Annotated in this window: 14 protein-coding genes; 12 read left to right on the forward strand and 2 right to left on the reverse strand. The window is 71.0% G+C overall.

Features of this window, described 5'->3' with window-relative positions; genetic code table 11:
• Positions 1–104 precede the first annotated feature (104 nt).
• Positions 105–821, reverse strand: a complete 717-nt coding sequence (locus ACZ4UU_RS03125) for a response regulator transcription factor (RefSeq protein WP_468036166.1) — start codon at positions 819–821, stop codon at positions 105–107.
• Positions 822–886: 65 nt separating this feature from the next.
• On the reverse strand, positions 887–2,395 hold the full coding sequence (locus ACZ4UU_RS03130; RefSeq protein WP_468036167.1) for an alpha/beta hydrolase: 1,509 nt from the start codon (positions 2,393–2,395) through the stop codon (positions 887–889).
• 172 nt (positions 2,396–2,567) lie between these two features.
• Here ACZ4UU_RS03130 and ACZ4UU_RS03135 point away from each other — a divergent pair, with 172 nt between their 5' ends.
• The 12 genes from ACZ4UU_RS03135 (at position 2,568) to ACZ4UU_RS03190 (ending at position 16,003) form a co-directional block, all read left to right on the forward strand.
• Positions 2,568–3,662 (forward strand): hypothetical protein, encoded by a 1,095-nt coding sequence (locus ACZ4UU_RS03135; RefSeq protein ID WP_468036168.1) that lies wholly within the window; start codon positions 2,568–2,570, stop codon positions 3,660–3,662.
• Positions 3,663–3,804: 142 nt separating this feature from the next.
• Positions 3,805–4,815: a lytic transglycosylase domain-containing protein gene (locus tag ACZ4UU_RS03140; RefSeq protein ID WP_468036407.1), complete on the forward strand. Its 1,011-nt coding sequence runs from the start codon at positions 3,805–3,807 to the stop codon at positions 4,813–4,815.
• Positions 4,816–5,051: 236 nt separating this feature from the next.
• Entirely contained in the window at positions 5,052–6,149 is a 1,098-nt protein-coding gene (locus ACZ4UU_RS03145; protein ID WP_468036169.1) for an RNA polymerase sigma factor, read from the forward strand.
• A gap of 148 nt (positions 6,150–6,297) precedes the next feature.
• Positions 6,298–7,245, forward strand: coding sequence for an ABC transporter ATP-binding protein (locus ACZ4UU_RS03150; protein WP_468036170.1), 948 nt, complete (start codon positions 6,298–6,300; stop codon positions 7,243–7,245).
• On the forward strand, positions 7,242–8,012 hold the full coding sequence (locus ACZ4UU_RS03155) for an MlaE family ABC transporter permease (RefSeq protein ID WP_468036171.1): 771 nt from the start codon (positions 7,242–7,244) through the stop codon (positions 8,010–8,012). Before ACZ4UU_RS03150 ends, ACZ4UU_RS03155 begins: the two co-directional genes overlap by 4 nt.
• An 11-nt stretch (positions 8,013–8,023) precedes the next feature.
• A complete protein-coding gene (locus ACZ4UU_RS03160; protein WP_468036172.1) occupies positions 8,024–8,839 on the forward strand; it encodes an MlaE family ABC transporter permease in 816 nt (271 codons plus the stop codon).
• An 8-nt stretch (positions 8,840–8,847) separates the two neighbouring features.
• Positions 8,848–10,116 (forward strand): MCE family protein, encoded by a 1,269-nt coding sequence (locus tag ACZ4UU_RS03165; RefSeq protein ID WP_468036173.1) that lies wholly within the window; start codon positions 8,848–8,850, stop codon positions 10,114–10,116.
• Positions 10,113–11,153, forward strand: coding sequence for an MCE family protein (locus tag ACZ4UU_RS03170; protein ID WP_468036174.1), 1,041 nt, complete (start codon positions 10,113–10,115; stop codon positions 11,151–11,153). The genes ACZ4UU_RS03165 and ACZ4UU_RS03170 overlap by 4 nt, the downstream gene beginning before the upstream one ends.
• Positions 11,150–12,316, forward strand: a complete 1,167-nt coding sequence (locus ACZ4UU_RS03175) for an MCE family protein (protein WP_468036175.1) — start codon at positions 11,150–11,152, stop codon at positions 12,314–12,316. The genes ACZ4UU_RS03170 and ACZ4UU_RS03175 overlap by 4 nt, the downstream gene beginning before the upstream one ends.
• Positions 12,313–13,440, forward strand: a complete 1,128-nt coding sequence (locus tag ACZ4UU_RS03180) for an MCE family protein (protein WP_468036176.1) — start codon at positions 12,313–12,315, stop codon at positions 13,438–13,440. Before ACZ4UU_RS03175 ends, ACZ4UU_RS03180 begins: the two co-directional genes overlap by 4 nt.
• On the forward strand, positions 13,437–14,729 hold the full coding sequence (locus ACZ4UU_RS03185; protein WP_468036177.1) for an MCE family protein: 1,293 nt from the start codon (positions 13,437–13,439) through the stop codon (positions 14,727–14,729). Before ACZ4UU_RS03180 ends, ACZ4UU_RS03185 begins: the two co-directional genes overlap by 4 nt.
• The gene (locus ACZ4UU_RS03190) at positions 14,726–16,003 is read left to right on the forward strand and encodes an MCE family protein (RefSeq protein ID WP_468036178.1); all 1,278 of its coding nucleotides are present in this window, start codon (positions 14,726–14,728) and stop codon (positions 16,001–16,003) included. Before ACZ4UU_RS03185 ends, ACZ4UU_RS03190 begins: the two co-directional genes overlap by 4 nt.
• Positions 16,004–16,008: the final 5 nt, after the last annotated feature.

Consider the following 16,008-nt stretch of genomic DNA (forward strand, 5'->3'; position numbering starts at 1 on the left):
TCAGGGGAAGTGAGCGCCAGTCAAGCGAACCGGGCTGACAGCTCCCGGACATATCCCGGACACGTGATCAAGGTGCTCCGGACCACACGGCGCCGACCGGGTGCCTACGGCCCCACGGCCTGCCCCAGCCAGTAGCCGAACCCCCGCCGGGTGTGGATCAGCGCGGCCTGCTCCCCGTTCACCTTGAGCCGCAGCCGTGAGACGAGCCGCTCGATCGCGCTGTCGGTCGGCGGGTCGTCCCAGACGTGCCGCCCGATCTGCTCCTTGGACAGCACGCGCTCGGCGTTCACCAGCAGGCAGCGCAGCAGCCGGTACTCGGCGGGCGTGAGCTCGATGGTGCGCTCGCCGCGCCGGGCGCGACGGGTGGAGTGGTCCAGCACGAGGTCGCCGTATCGCAGGGCGCCGTCCCATCCGCCGGGCTCCCCGCTGCGCACCAACTGCCGTGCACGGGCGAGCACTTCGGCCACCCGGCCAAAGGCCCCGCCGCCCGGCCCGGCCACGCCGTCCGCGCCGTCGGGGCCGCCCCCGGGGAGGCTGCCCAGGAACTCACCACTGCCCGTGAGGAGCAGGACGGCCGGACGGTCGGGGGCGAGGAGACGGCGACTGTGCCGGAGGGCGTCGGTGTCCGGCAGCGTCACGTCCAGGATGACCAGATCGAAGCGGCGCTCGGTGAGCCGGTCGGTGGCCTCGGTGGCCCGGTCCACCGCGACGGTCCGGTAGCCGGCCAGCTCCAGCACCGTGGAAAGCGGCTCGGACGTACGGGCATCACCGACGACGAGCAGGACCTCCGCTACCGCGTCGGTCGACGGCGGCTTCGGCATACGGTCACTTTACCCGCGGGTGCCTGAGGCGAGTAGGCGCGTCCCCCTGCCTGCCGCTCACGCCCTCACGTCCAGGGCGTGGCGACGAGCCGGATCCGCGCGTCGCGGCCGACGAGGGGTGCGGCGGTGATGGGCAGGGGAATGTGGGCGACCCAGCGATCCGGGGTGGGGTCCTCGTCGACCCGGGGTTCCCCGGCGACGCGGTGGTCGCGGATGGCGCCTTCGATGTCCGAGTTCCAGGCGGCCCAGATACCGGGGCCGGCCTCCGGTGTGCCGACGTCGATGACGAGGGTGTCGGAGAAGTCGGCGGTCTGCTCCAGGTGGTCGCCGAGGCTGAGAATGCCGCGCCGCTCGCGCAAGGAGATGAGCCGTACATCGAGGATGAACCGCATGGGTTCGCCCTCGGCCTGTCTGAGGCCGCTGTTGAGGAAGGTGGTCGCGAGCGACACCGTCGCCGACGCCTCCTGCCCGTCCGGGGGCGCCTCGAGCTGGATGGGGCACCAGTGGGCCGCGAGCCGCTGATGCATCACGACAGGCAGCCCCCGCACCGACAGCCGTGTCTCGGCCTGCCACACGAGCTCGCCGTCACGGCGCAACCGGTAGCCGACGAGCGATGCCTCGATCCTGGTGTCCCCGAACAGGAACCGGCGCAGATTCTGGTACCCCTCCTCGGAGTTGACCATCCCGTAGCGCCCGCTGTGACTGCGATGCACGAAGGCGCGGTGTGCCCCCGGCACATACGCCCGCTCGATCTGCACCAGCCCGTCGCTGTGCGGCCCGACGGCGGCGGAGGACAGCCCGAGGGCGACGTCGTAGTCGGCCGGGTCGGTGCCGACCAGACAGAAGACCCGCTCGACGGGAAGCGCCCCCGGTCCGGTGGGCATCCGGCGGGCGTCCCAGCCCTCGGGCGGGCCGTCGGGGTCGAAGTCGGCCTGCGGAGTGAGGTACTGGTACATCCGCCGGGGACCGAAGATGTCCGCACCCTGAACGCCGGTCATGTCCCGAAGCCGCTCCAGCAGCCCGCCACCGAGTTCGAAGGTGATGCCGCCGTGCGGGGTGCCGTAGGTGAAGAGCTTCGCGACACAGCCGACGGCGTCCCGCCCCCGGTCCGGCAGAACCTTCTGCAGCAGACATCGGCAGATCAGCCCGCCCATGGAGTGGGCGACGAGGATGACGGCGGGCGCCCCGGTCCGGTCGAGGATCCGGTCGATGAGATCGAGCAGGTCGGCAGCGGCGTTCTCCAGCCGGTACTCCTGGGGGCTGCCGCCCCAGGTGGTGGCCGAGCGGTCGTAGAAGCGGTGGATCCAGACGGTGTTGGCGGGGATCTCCTCATGATCGGCCAGATAGGCCGCCTGGTCTCCCTTCACGAGCAGTTCGTAACCCTCCTCCCTCAGCAGGCGCAGCAGGGGGCTTTCGAACTGGTGGAAGTGCGGCTGGTTGTGCGCGCCGACGCGGATGTGCACGGAGCCCTCGTTGAAGCCGTAGAAGGGGTCGTCCACCGCCTTGTCGATCCCTCGGGTGCCTCCGGCGAAGCCGCGGACGTAGACGAGGGGGAGTCTGCGGTTGTCGTCCACGGCTTGCCTCCGAGCGTCCTGGGTTCACTCCTCCTGAGTCCTGAGTAGATGAAGCCCGGGGCTCTGGCCTCCAGGGATAGGCCGGAGCGGTGACGGGCGGGGCGGGAGGGCCTGGGGCCGGTCGGCGCGTCACCCATGGGGAGCAGCCTGCCTGGTGGTGCGGAGCACAGGCGTGTCGTACTGGAGTCTCACGAGGGAAGCCACGGAGGCCCGGATGTCGGCGCGGCGCAGGAAGACTCTCGCGTCCTGGCGCGAGCTGCCGCTGACGGTGATCTCCCGTCTGCGGACCCAGCTCGCCCGCGAGGAGTGCCGTGTCGCGGAGGGCGAAGACGGTCGGCGCGGGTGCGCGCTCGACGGAGCGAGGCGGCATCTCGAGGAAGCCGAGGAAGCATGCCTGAGCGCGTCGAGGTTCCGGCGCAGATCCGGCACCTTGGAACGCATCTGGTCGAACGTCCGCGCCGCCGACGCCGAGCTGTTCTCCCTCGTTTCCGATGACGAGGCCCGGGCGCGAACCCCCGAAGTGCTGGGCATGGTGCGACGCAACCTGTCGGAGGGCAGCCCCCAGCGCAAGGCCGTCGAGGACGTCGCCGCGCGGGTGGAGGCCGACGACGCCGCCCTCACGGCTCAGGAGCGGGACACCCTGGTCAGGGCGCAGGTCTTCGCCTACGCGTTTCTGGGCGGCAAGCACAGGCGGGTACGCATCCTGGCGGACCTGCTCTGGTGCCTCACGGTGGCGGTGACGCTGGGGCTGGTCGCCCTTGCGGTGTGGGGCCACACCGACGAGGACACCGTGGATCTGTGCTTCCGTCCCCAGCCGCCCGGCAACAGGGTGGTCTGCCCCACCGGCGAACACGAGGTCCCTCTCGTGGGCCTTCCCCCGTTGGCCCAGCCCCCCGCCGTCACGGCCGTCGTCACCGCGGACTACGCCAGGCCCCGGGACGTGCTGACCGTGGAGTTCGCGGGGCTCATCGGAGCGGCACTGACCGTCGTGACGGCAGTGCGCCGGATCCAGCCGGACCACGTCACGCAGTACCAGTTCCGTCTGCCGCTCGCCGCGGCGGTACTGAAATTCCCGCTGGGCGCGCTGTCCGCCGTCGCCGGGATCCTCCTCATCAAGGGCGCCTTCGTGCCGGGCCTGAGCAATCTCGACAGTTCCGCACAGATCTTCGGCTGGTCGATCGTCTTCGGAGCGGCTCAGCACCTGGTCACCCACATCGTCGACCAGCGGGCGGAGGAGGCGCTGGGCGGGAATCGGAAACCGCCGTAGCAGCACACGCGCGAGCCCGGCGACGGACCCGCCGCCCTTCCCCGTAGAGCAGACGACGGACAGACGTCCGCAGGGAGGGGAACAGAGAGTGGCAGGGCACGGAGTCAGAACCGCCAGGGGTACGGCGGCCGCGATCGCGGCGATGGCCGCACTGACCGCCTCACAGGCGCCGGGGGCGGCCCCGGCACACGCCGCGGCACCGGCATCGAGGCACACACCCGCCGAGCACGGACCGAGCGTCTCCGGCGACGCTCCGTACCGCACGGAGCTGCCACCGCTGCGGACCGGAACGCCCGACGGCGACAGGGCGCCCGCGGAGAGGGCCGCCGCGCTGCCGGCGAGCGCGTTCGCCGCATACCGGCGAGCGGAGGAGCGGCTCGCACGCGAAGCACCCGGCTGCCGGCTGCGGTGGCAGGTACTGGCGGCGATCGGCCAGGTGGAGTCCGGGCATGCCCGGGGCGGGAGGGTGACGTCGGACGGTACGACCGTGACACCGATCCTCGGCCCACGGCTGGACGGCGTGGCCTTCGCGCTGATCCGGGACACCGACGGCGGTACCCACGACGGGGACACGGCGTACGACCGCGCGGTCGGTCCGATGCAGTTCATCCCGTCGACGTGGGTCCGCTGGGGCGCGGACGGCAACGGTGACGGGCGCAGGGACCCGAACAACGTCTTCGACGCGGCCCTCGCCGCCGGGCGGTATCTCTGTGCGGGCGGGCGGGACCTGTCGGACCCCGCCGACCTGGACCGGGCGATTCTCGGCTACAACCACTCGGCGGCCTATCTGCGCACGGTCCGCGCCTGGTACGCGTACTTCCTGGACGGACACGGTGTCGTCGGGGACGGCCGCGGCTCCGCGGAACGCCCCGAGCCGTCACCGTCGCAGCCGCGGGAGGCTTCGCCGACCCGCCCCTCCGCCCGTCCGAACCCGTCCCCCTCCCACCCGCCGTCGGCCCCCGCTTCACCGGCCCCCGCCCCGTCCCGTCCGGCCACCGAACCCGTGGAGACCGAGGACTCCCAACTCCCCCTCCCCACCCCGGACATCGAGCCTCCCGGCGACGACCTGCTGCCCGGCGGCGTCCCGCTGACCAGTAACGGCGCGGAATCGATGACCGCCACCCCCTCCACAACTGCCGATACTCGGCGGTAATGTCGCGCCCCGCCGGACGGAACGGAACCGGTGGGATGAGCCTGTGTCCGAACCCCGGCCGGATCAGCGCGCGTCGACCGGTGCGTGCGATCGCAAGGCGCCGACGCCGCCCTCGATGGGGAACGAGCCACGTGGGCGGTTCGGCACCGCGGCTGGGGTCCCCTCCGGGGGAGCGCGTGCCGGGCAGCGCCCCCGGCCGGGGTTCGGACACAGGCTCGAAGCGCGAAGGGGCCCTCATGGCGACGGACATGCCTGCGGACATGCCCGCAGAGACACCTGCGGAGCTGCACGCCGCCGACGAACGGTGGCGGCACATGTGGAGCCACCGCGAGCAACTGCTCAAGGTGGCCCGGCGCAGGTCGATGAGTGCGGAGGACGCCGAGGACGCGGTGCACGAGGCGATGCTGCGCGCCGCAGAGCGGCCCGACCTGGACGACGAGCGGCTGGCCGCGTGGCTGACGACGGTGACGATGCGGCTGTGCGTCGACCGGTACCGGCAGGTGAACCGTGAGGCCGAGGTGCGGACCAGTCCGACGCTCATCGCGCCCGGTCCGGTCCCCGTCGAGGAGGCGGTGTGCGACCGGGCCGAGGCGAAGTGGCTGGCGGTGCGCAGCGGTGAGCTGCCTGCCCGGCAGGCCGAGGCGCTGCGGCTGAAGTCGCAGGACCTCGACGTCGGGCAGGTCGCCGTCCGGATGGGGCTCAGTTACCGGACCGTCGAGTCGCTGCTGGCCCGGGCGCGGCGGACGCTGCGGCAGTCGCTGGCCGCCACCCTCGGCTTCGCGCTGTTCCTCATCGGGTGGGGACGGCCGCGCGGCGGCGCCAAGGTGCAGGCCGTGGCGGTGGCCTCGACGGCGGCGACGCTGGCGGTGGCGGGGTTCGTGCTGCCGCACGCGCTGGACCGGGACGCGGGTGCGGGTGAGGGCGGTACGGCTCCGCGGCCCACTGTCACCTCGCCGGGTCCGGAGGCGTTGCGGCCGGACGGCAGCGGTGTGCGCGGCACGCCCCGGGACAACCGGCCCGCGGCGACGGGGGCCGAGGACAGGGTGGCCGGGTCGCCGTCGGCGGAATCGTTCCGGCCGCTGTCCGTGCCGTCGCTGCCGGACGTGCCGGTGCCCGCGGTCTCGGTGCCGGCGGTCTCGGTGCCCGCGGTCTCGGTGCCCGCGGTCCCGGTGTCCCCCCTGCCGGTGCTGTCCGCGCCAGAGGTCCCGCAGGTGACGGAGCTCCCGGAACTGCCCGGGACACCAGAACTGCCCGAGGCCCCTGACCTGCCGGCCGAGCCCTCGGCCGTACCGTCGGCCGCGCTCCCCCTCCCGACGGCGGCCCCACTGCCGTAACCCGGACCCACGGTCGTGGACCCACCCGAACCGCCGCCCGGAAACCGCCCGAAAAAAATTCCGCGACCCGAGCGACGGACGCCCCTCCCCTCCCCGTAGAGCAGATGTCAGAGCTGCTCCACGGGCATGGGCTGAAGGGTGGAACCGGATGGGTGTCGAGATCTGTGTGGAAGGGCTGACCAAGTCCTTCGGTCACCAGGTCATCTGGCAGGACGTCTCGCTGACGCTGCCCGCCGGGGAGGTATCGGTCATGCTCGGCCCTTCGGGGACGGGCAAGTCGGTGTTCCTCAAGACGCTCGTCGGCCTGCTGAAGCCGGAGCGGGGCTCGATCACCATCCAGGGCCGGGACATCACACGGCTGCGCGAGCACGACCTGTACGAGGTGCGGAAGCTGTTCGGCGTGCTGTTCCAGGACGGCGCGCTGTTCGGCTCGATGAACCTGTACGACAACATCGCCTTCCCGCTGCGCGAGCACACCCGTAAGTCCGAGAGCGAGATCCGGCGCATCGTGCTGGAGAAGATGGACATGGTCGGGCTGATCGGCGCCGAGGAGAAGCTGCCCGGCGAGATCTCCGGCGGAATGCGCAAGCGGGCCGGACTGGCCCGGGCCCTGGTCCTGGATCCGGAGATCATCCTCTTCGACGAGCCGGACTCGGGCCTCGACCCGGTCCGCGTCGCCTACCTCAACCAACTCATCGTCGACCTCAACGCCCAGATCGACGCGACCTTCCTGATCGTCACGCACGACATCGCCTCGGCCCGCCAGGTCCCGGACAACATCGGACTGCTGTTCCGCCGCGAGCTGGTGATGTTCGGGCCCCGCGAGGAACTGCTGACCAGCGACGAACCCGTCGTAAGGCAGTTCCTGAACGGCCGGATGCAGGGCCCGATCGGCATGGCGGAGGAGAAGGACGCCGCTCAGGTCGAGCAGGAGCTCGCCGCCCTCGGCGACGACGGCGAGGGCACGCAGTCCCCCGGCAGCCAGGCTCTGACTCCCCGCCTGCTGCCGGGGCCGGGCATCCCCCGGCCACCGCGCTGGGAGGCGATCGCCCGGCGCGAGGCCGCGCCGCACCGGAAGACGGTGGCGAGCGCATGAGTCTGTCACCGATCGGAGCGCTGCGGCACTCGGGCAGCCTGTTCGCGATGGCGCTCGACGTCGTCCGGACGATCCCCCGACGGCCCTTCCAGGTACGGGAGTTCATCCAGCAGGCGTGGTTCGTCGCCAGCGTGACGATCCTGCCGACGGCCCTGGTCTCCATCCCCTTCGGCGCGGTCATCGCGCTGCAGATCGGCAGCCTGACCCGCCAGCTCGGCGCCCAGTCCTTCGCCGGGGCCGCCTCCGTGCTGGCCGTGCTGCGCGAGGCCTCGCCGATCGTCACCGCGCTGCTGATCGCGGGCGCCGGCGGCACGGCGATCTGCGCCGACCTCGGGGCACGGAAGATCCGCGACGAGATCGACGCCATGCAGGTGCTGGGCATCGACCCGATCCACCGCCTGGTCGTGCCGCGCGTCCTGGCGTCGATGCTGGTGGCGGTGCTGCTCAACGGCCTGGTGTCGGTGGTCGGCGTGGCGGGCGGCTACTTCTTCAACGTCGTCCTGCAGAACGGCACGCCCGGCGCCTATCTCGCCTCCTTCACCACCCTCGCCCAGCTCTCCGACCTGTGGGCGGCCGAGGTCAAGGCGCTGGTGTTCGGCGCGATCTCGGGGATCGTCGCCTCCTACAAGGGGCTCACCGCGAAGGGCGGTCCGAAGGGTGTGGGCGACGCGGTGAACCAGTCGGTGGTGATCACCTTCATGTTGCTGTTCGTGACCAACTTCGTGATGACCGCGGTGTACTTCCAGGTCGTCCCGCAGAGGGGTTGAGGAGCCAACCGATGAGACTTCTTGATCGCCCGCTGCGCTCACTGGAAGCACTGGGCGCCCAACTCTCCTTCTACGGCCGCTCGTTGGCCTGGACCGGCCGCACTCTGCGCCGCTACAAGAAGGAGATCCTGCGGCTGCTCGCCGAGGTGAGCTTCGGCCGCGGCGCGCTCGCCGTCGTGGGCGGCACGGTGGGCGTGATCGCCTTCCTGTCCTTCTTCACCGGCACCGAGGTCGGACTCCAGGGCTACGCGGCCCTCAACCAGCTCGGTACCTCCAACTTCGTGGCGTTCCTCTCGGCGTACTTCAACACCCGCGAGATCGCCCCGCTGGTGGCCGGACTCGCGCTGTCCGCGACGGTCGGCGCCGGGTTCACGGCCCAGCTCGGGGCGATGCGGATCAGCGAGGAGACCGACGCGCTCGAAGTCATGGGCGTGCCCTCGCTGCCGTTCCTGGTGACGACCCGGATGATCGCCGGGTTCGTCGCGGTGATCCCGCTGTACGTGATCGGCCTGCTGTCGTCGTACCTCGCCGCCCGCACCATCACCACCGGCTACTACGGCCAGTCGGCCGGCACCTACGACCACTACTTCCAGCAGTACCTGCCCCCGGTCGACGTGCTGTGGTCCTTCGGCAAGGTGCTCGTCTTCGCCGTCGTGATCATCCTGGTGCACTGCTTCTACGGCTACTACGCGAGCGGCGGCCCGGCGGGCGTCGGTGTCGCGGTGGGCCGTGCGGTGCGGACCTCGATCGTGGCGATCAACGTCCTGGACTTCTTCCTGTCGCTGGCGATCTGGGGCGCCAACACGACCGTACGGATCGCGGGGTGAGCCGCCTGATGAGGGCGTCAAGGGTGCCGAGGGTGCTGAGGTTGCGGCTGTACGGCCTCGTGTTCCTGGCCGTACTCGCGCTGCTGCTGTCGTTGTCCGTGGCCGTCTACCGGCAGGTGTTCACGCCGGTCGTCCGGATCACCCTGGAGGCCGACAGCCTCGGCAACCAGCTCGATCCGCGGGCCGACGTCAAGCTGCGCGGACTGCTGGTAGGCGAGGTGCGCGAGGTGCACGCCGACGGGACGAAGGCGACGCTGGACATCGCGCTCAAGCCGGAGCACGTCGCGTACATCCCGTCCGATGTCCATGCGCGGCTGCTGCCCAAGACGCTGTTCGGCGAGAAGTACGTCGACCTGGTGCCGCCGGCCCGCGCCGGGTCCTCGTCCGCCCGCCCGATCCGAGCCGGTGACGTCATCACCCAGGACCGCACCAGGGTCGGCATCGAGGTCCAGCAACTGATGAACGACCTGCTGCCCCTGCTGCGAACCGTCCAGCCCGGCAAGCTCAACGCCACCCTCTCCGCGTTCGCCACCGCCCTCGAAGGCCGCGGCGACCGCATCGGCGACAACCTCACCCGCCTGGAGGCCTATCTGCGCCGCCTCAACCCCCATCTGCCGTCCCTCACCGAGGACATCGCCCGCTTCGCCGAGGTCGCCGAGATCTACGGCGACGCGGCGCCCGACCTGATGGAGATCCTGCGCAACACCGTCACCACCAGCCGCACGCTCGTCGAGCAGAAGGACAGGCTGGCGGCGGCGCTGAAGACCACGGCGGCCGTGGCCGGCACGGCGGAGGACTTCCTCGACGCGAACGGCGACAGGCTGATCACCCTCGGCCGGGTCTCCCGCCCGACACTGGAGCTGTTCGCCCGCTACTCCCCCGAGTACCCGTGTCTGCTGGCCGGTCTGGTCCGGCAGGAGAAGGCCTCGGAGGAGGCGTTCCGGGGCGGCAAGATGCACATCACACTGGAGGTCGTACGGCCGCAGGGAGCGTACGAGCCGGGTGAGGAGCCGCGTTACGGCGAGCGGTCGGGGCCGAACTGCCACGGCCTGCCGCATCCGCAGGTGCCGGCGCCGGGCGTCCACCTGAACGACGGCTCCAAGAAGCCGGGTTCGTCCCCAGCCGGCCCGCTCGGCGTCTCCGCCACCGTGGCCGAGCAGCGGGCCGTCGGCTCGCTCGTGGCCCCGGTCCTGGGCGTGCCCACCGACGAGGTGCCGCCGGTGGCGACGCTGCTGTTCGGGCCGCTGGCGCGCGGGACGGCGGTGACCGTCGCATGAGAACCGCAGGCGCACGGCAGACCGCCGCTCCCCTCATCAAGTTCAGCCTCTTCGCGCTGGTGACCGTGCTGGCGACAGCCCTGCTCGCGGCCACCATCGTGAACATCTCCTTCACCCCGGAGCATCGCTATCGCGCGGTGTTCAGCGACGTCACCGGTCTGGAGGAGGGCGACGACATCCGCGTGGCCGGGGTGCGGGTCGGCGAGGTCGAGGGCATCCGGATCAAGGACCGGACGCTGGCCGAGGTGACCTTCACGGTCACTGAGGACCGGCCGCTGCTCACCGGCACGGGCGCGGTCATCCGGTACCGCAACCTGGTCGGGCAGCGGTACGTCGCGCTCACCGAGGGCGCGGGCGACGGCACCCGGCCGCTGCGGCCCGGCGCGACGATCCCGCTGTCCCGCACCCAGCCCGCCCTCGACCTCAACGCGCTGCTGAACGGCTTCAAGCCGCTCTTCGCCGCGCTCAGCCCGAAGGACGTCAACCAGCTCGCCACCGAGATCATCAAGACCCTCCAGGGCGAGGGCGGCACCGTCAACAGCCTGCTCGTCCACACGGCGTCGCTCACCTCGACGCTGGCCGGCCGCGACAAGCTGATCGGCTCGGTGATCGACAACCTCAACACCGTGCTGGCGACGCTGGACAAGCGCGGCGCCCGCTTCTCCGGGCTGCTCAAGCAGCTGCGCCGGGTCGTCTCGGGCCTGTCCGCCGACCGCAAGCCCATCGGGCGGTCGCTGGTGAGCATCGGCGATCTGACGGAGGCCACCTCGGGGCTGCTGAAGGACGCGCGTCCACCGCTGAAGGACGACATCACCGAGCTGACCGAGCTCACCGGGACGCTGAACGACAACGAGAAGACCGTGGAGGGCGTGCTGAAGCGGCTGCCGAACAAGCTGGGCGAGCTGACGGGGACGGCGTCCTACGGCTCGTGGTTCAACTTCTACCTCTGTGACTTCGACGGCCGGATCGTGCTGCCGAAGACGAAGCAGGTCCTCACGCCCGACCTGCATGTGGCGAGGGCGAGGTGCGGGGCATGAGCCGTAAGCATCGCCCGGAGCCGCTGTTCCGGGTGCGGGTGGAACCGCCGAGGCTGCCGCGGATACGTCTGCCGAAGGTACGGCTCCCACCGCGCCGAAAGCCGCGTCGCCAACCGCTGGTCAAGGTCCGCGTCGAGCCGCCTCGCATCCGGCTCCCCCGCATCCGCCGCCCGCACCTCGGCCCCTTCCGTGAGCGCAACGCCGTCGTCATCGGCGCGGTGGGTCTCACCGTCCTCGCACTGCTGACGGTGGCCGCGTTCAACGCCGACCGCCTGCCGGTCATCGGCGACGGCGAGACGTACAGCGCGGCCTTCGCGGAGGCGGGCGGTCTCAAGCCCGGCGACGAGGTACGGATCGCCGGGGTCAAGGTCGGCAAGGTGGAGGAGGTCGACCTGGACGGCGACCACGTCAAGGTCACCTTCAAGATCAAGGGCGAGCCGGGGTTCGGGACGCAGACCGGCGCGTCGATCCGGGTCAAGACGATCCTGGGCGCGAAGTACCTGGCCCTGCACCCCAAGGGGAAGGGCCAGTTGAAGGCCGGCAGCGAGATCCCTCTGCGCCGCACCGTCCCCGCGTACGACGTCGTACAGGCCTTCAGCGATCTCACGACCACGACGGAGAAGGTCGACACCGACCGCGTGGCGAAGGCCCTGGACACGATCTCCACCACTTTCGAGGACTCCCCCTCGGAGGTACGGGCGTCCATCAAGGGCCTGTCGCAGATCTCCCGGACGGTGGCCTCCCGCGACAAGGCGCTGCGCGAGCTGCTCGACCACGCGAACGGCGTCACGGGCGTCCTGGCCGACCGGTCGTCGGACTTCACCACCCTGGTCAAGGACGGCGACAAGCTGTTCAAGGAGATCAGCAAGCGGCGCGAGGCGATCCACAGACTGCTGAAGAGCTCCGCCGCGCTCGGCATCCAGCTCTCCGGCCTCGTCCAGGACAACGACAAGGAGATCGGGCCCGCGCTCAAGGGCCTCGACCGCGTGGTGGAGATGCTCGAACGGAACCAGTCCAGCCTGGACCGGAGCATCAAGCTCCTGGCCCCCTATGTCCGGCTCTTCACCAACACCCTCGGCAACGGCCGCTGGTTCGACTCCTATGTCCAGAACCTGGTCGCGGCTCCCGTGGTGCCGCGGACCCGGACCGGAGGTGCGCAGTGAGCAGCCGTTGGAGGAAGCGCCTGGCCCTGCTGACCGTACTGGCCGTGGTCGCCGCGCTCACCTACGTCCTGTGGCCGCGTTCGGAGCCCGTCCGCGTCACGGCGTACTTCCCGCGCACGGTCGGCATCTACCCCGGCTCGGACGTCCGCGTCCTCGGCGTCCGGATCGGCGAGGTGAAGGAGATCACGCCGGAGGGCGGCCGGGTGCGGGTGGAGCTGGAGTACGACGCGGGCCGCAGGGTCCCGGCGGACGCGCAGGCCGCCATCATCAACTCCTCGGTGGTCAGCGACCGTTATGTGCAGCTGCTGCCGGTGTACCGGAAGGGCCCCGTCATGCGGGACGGGGACGAGATCCCGCAGTCGCGTACGGCCGTCCCCGTCGAGCTGGACCGTGTCTTCGACAGCCTCCACACCACGGCCGACGCACTCGGCCCGGACGGCGCCAACAAGGACGGCTCCCTGTCCCGGCTGCTCGGGGTCAGCGCGGACAACCTGGACGGCCAGGGCAAGAACCTCAACCAGACGGTCGAGGATCTCTCGGCGGCGGTCACCACCCTGTCCGACGGCCGCACGGACCTGTTCGGCACGATCCGCAACCTCCAGGTCTTCACGGCGGCGCTGGCGGCCGACGACAAGAGCGTGCGGTCGTTCAACAGCAGCCTGGCGAAGGTCGCCGAGCAGCTGGCGGGCGAGCGCAGGGACCTGGCGGCGGCACTGAAGAACCTGGGCACGGCGCTCGGTGACGTGTCGGCCTTCGTGAGGAAGAACAAGAAGTCGCTGACCTCGAACGTGGAGGGTCTCAGCAAGGTGACCAAGGTGCTCGTGACCCAACGGGCCGCGCTGGAGGAGCTGTTGGAGGTCGCCCCGACCGGCATGTCGAACCTGAACAACGCCTACAACCCGTCGGCCGGCACCCTCGACACCCGCAACAACGCCGATCAGGCGCAGGACCCGGCGTCGCTGCTGTGCTCGGTCCTCAGGACGACCGGGGACGAGGGCGGCAAGAACCCCGACTGCGAGGAGTTGCGGGAGCTGTTCGACTCCCTGCCGGAGGTGCCGCAGGGGCCGGCGGTCACGGGCACGGTCGACCGGACGCTGGGCGGAATCCTGGGGGCGAGCGCATGAGCAGGCTGCGCAAGGGCGGGGTGGCGGCGTGGGCGGCGGTCGGCTCGCTGCTCCTGACCGGCTGCGAGTTCAACGGCTGGTACGACGTCCAGCTGCCCGGCGGCGCCGCCTCGGACGGCAACGCGTACCACGTCACCGTCGAGTTCCGTGACGTACTGGACCTGGTGCCGCAGTCGGCGGTGAAGGTCAACAACGTGACGGTCGGCGCGGTCGAGAAGGTGGAGCTGGACGGCTGGCACGCGCGCGTGCACCTGCGGGTCGCCGACTCGGTGAAGCTGCCGGCGAACGCGCTGGCCGAGCTACGGCAGACCAGCATGCTCGGCGAGAAGTACGTGGCGCTGTCCGGACCGACGGGCACCACACCGGTCGGCCGCCTCACCGACGGCGACGTGATCCCGCTTTCCCGCAGCGGCCGCAACCCGGAGATCGAGGAGGTGCTGTCGGCCCTTTCGGCCCTGCTCAACGGTGGCGGTGTGGCCCAGCTCAAGACGATCACCGTGGAGCTGAACAAGGCGCTGGAGGGCCGGGAGAACCGGGTCAAGTCGCTGTTGAGGGAGCTCGACACCTTCCTGGGCGGCCTGGACCGGCAGAAGAAGGACATCGTCCGGGCGCTGAAGGCCGTGGACCGACTCGCCGAACGCCTCGGCAAGGAGAAGGAGACCATCGCCGAGGCGGTGGAGGAGATGCCCCCGGCACTGAAGGTCCTGGCCGACCAGCGGCGCGACCTGACGGCGATGCTGACGGCGCTGTCGAAACTCGGCACGACGGGCACGGAGGTGGTCGAGGCCTCGCACGACGACACGGTCGCCAACCTGAAGCAGCTGCGCCCGATCCTGCAACAGCTCAACAAGGCGGGCGACGACCTGCCCAACTCCCTTGAGCTGTTGACGACCTACCCGTTCCCGCGCAACGCGGTGGACGCGATCAAGGGCGACTACGTGAACCTCCACATCACCGCGGACCTCGACCTGGCGGGGATCTACGGCAACCTGACGGAGAAGCCGGGCGGTGACGGCGCGGAGGGGAACGGGGACACGGAGGGCCCCGAACTGCCCGAGGTCCCCGACCTGCCGGACGTACCGGACCTCCCGGAGCTGCCGGTCGTGCCGACACCCACGGCGTTGCCGAACGGCCCGGGCGCGCCGTCGTCTCCTTCGGCCCCGTCCGGGGGCGGCGCAGACCTGCTGTGCCCGCCGGTGTGCGCCGCCGGACTCGTGGCCGGGGGCGGCTGGCCCGAGGGGATCGACCTCGCACTCGCCGAGCTGATGCTGAAGGGGGTCCAGCCGTGATCACCCGTACGGTCAAGGTCCAACTGCTGGCCTTCGCCACGATCACCGCGGTGGGGGTGTCGTATGTGGGCGCCGAGTACACGGGGTTGGTGGACGAAGTCCTGGACGGCGGTTACACCGTGCGCGCGGACTTCGCCGACTCCGGGGGCGTCTTCCCCGGCGCGGAGGTGACGTATCGCGGGGTGCCGGTGGGCAGGGTCGGAGCGCTGCACCTGACAGGCGGGAACGGGGTCTCGATCGCCCTCGACATCGAGGACGACGCGCCTCGCATCCCCGCAGACACGCTGGCCGTGGTGGCGAACCGCTCGGCGGTGGGCGAACAGTACGTCGACCTGCAACCGCGCACGTCCCGCGGACCCTACTTGCTGGAGGGCGGCGACATCCCGCGCCGGAACACCCGCGTACCGCTGCCGACGACGGACCTGGTCCTCAGCCTGGACCGTCTGGTGAACTCGGTCGGCAAGGAAGACCTCCGGGTGACGGTCGACGAGTTGGGCGACGCCTTCGCCGGAACCGGCCCGAACCTGAGCCGCCTGGTGGACTCGGGAAACGACCTGGTGGAGTCGGCGTCCGACGCGCTGCCCGAGACCATCGCCCTGATCGAGGATTCGAGGAAGGTCCTGAAGACACAGGCGGACCAGGGCTCGTCGATCAGATCATTCGCGCGTGATCTGGCCTTGCTCTCCGCCCAGTTGAAGGACAGCGACGGTGACCTGCGCAAACTCATCGGCAATGCCCGGCCGGCGGCGCAGGAGGTGAACTCGCTGCTGAAGTCGGCCGGGCCCGAGCTGTCGGTCCTGCTGGCGAACCTGATCAGCGGCGGCCAGGTGACGCTTGCGAGGCTGCCCGGCGTGGAACAGGCGCTGGTCACCTTCCCGGTGATGGTGGCGGGCAGCTACACGGTCGTCCCGGGCGACGGCACGACCCACTTCGGCATGGTGCTGAACGCCGACGACCCGCCGGCCTGCACCCAGGGCTACGGCACGACGCGCCGGGACCCGGCGGACACGAGCACGCGCGAGGCGAACACGAACGCCCGCTGCACGCTCCCGCGGGGCAGCGAGTCGTCGGTGCGGGGCGCGCAGAACGCCCCGGGCGCGAGGTCCACGTACGGCGGCGAGAACCAGGCGGCCCACGTCACCCCGTACGACCCGGAGACCGGGACCGCCACCGGCCCGGACGGAAGGAACGTCGAGATCGGCTCGACAGGCGGCCAGCGGGCCGTGTTCGGAAAGGAGTCGTGGCAATGGCTGCTCGTCGGCCCGATGGCATGAGGATG

Source organism: Streptomyces sp. NPDC028907 (genome assembly GCF_055564995.1).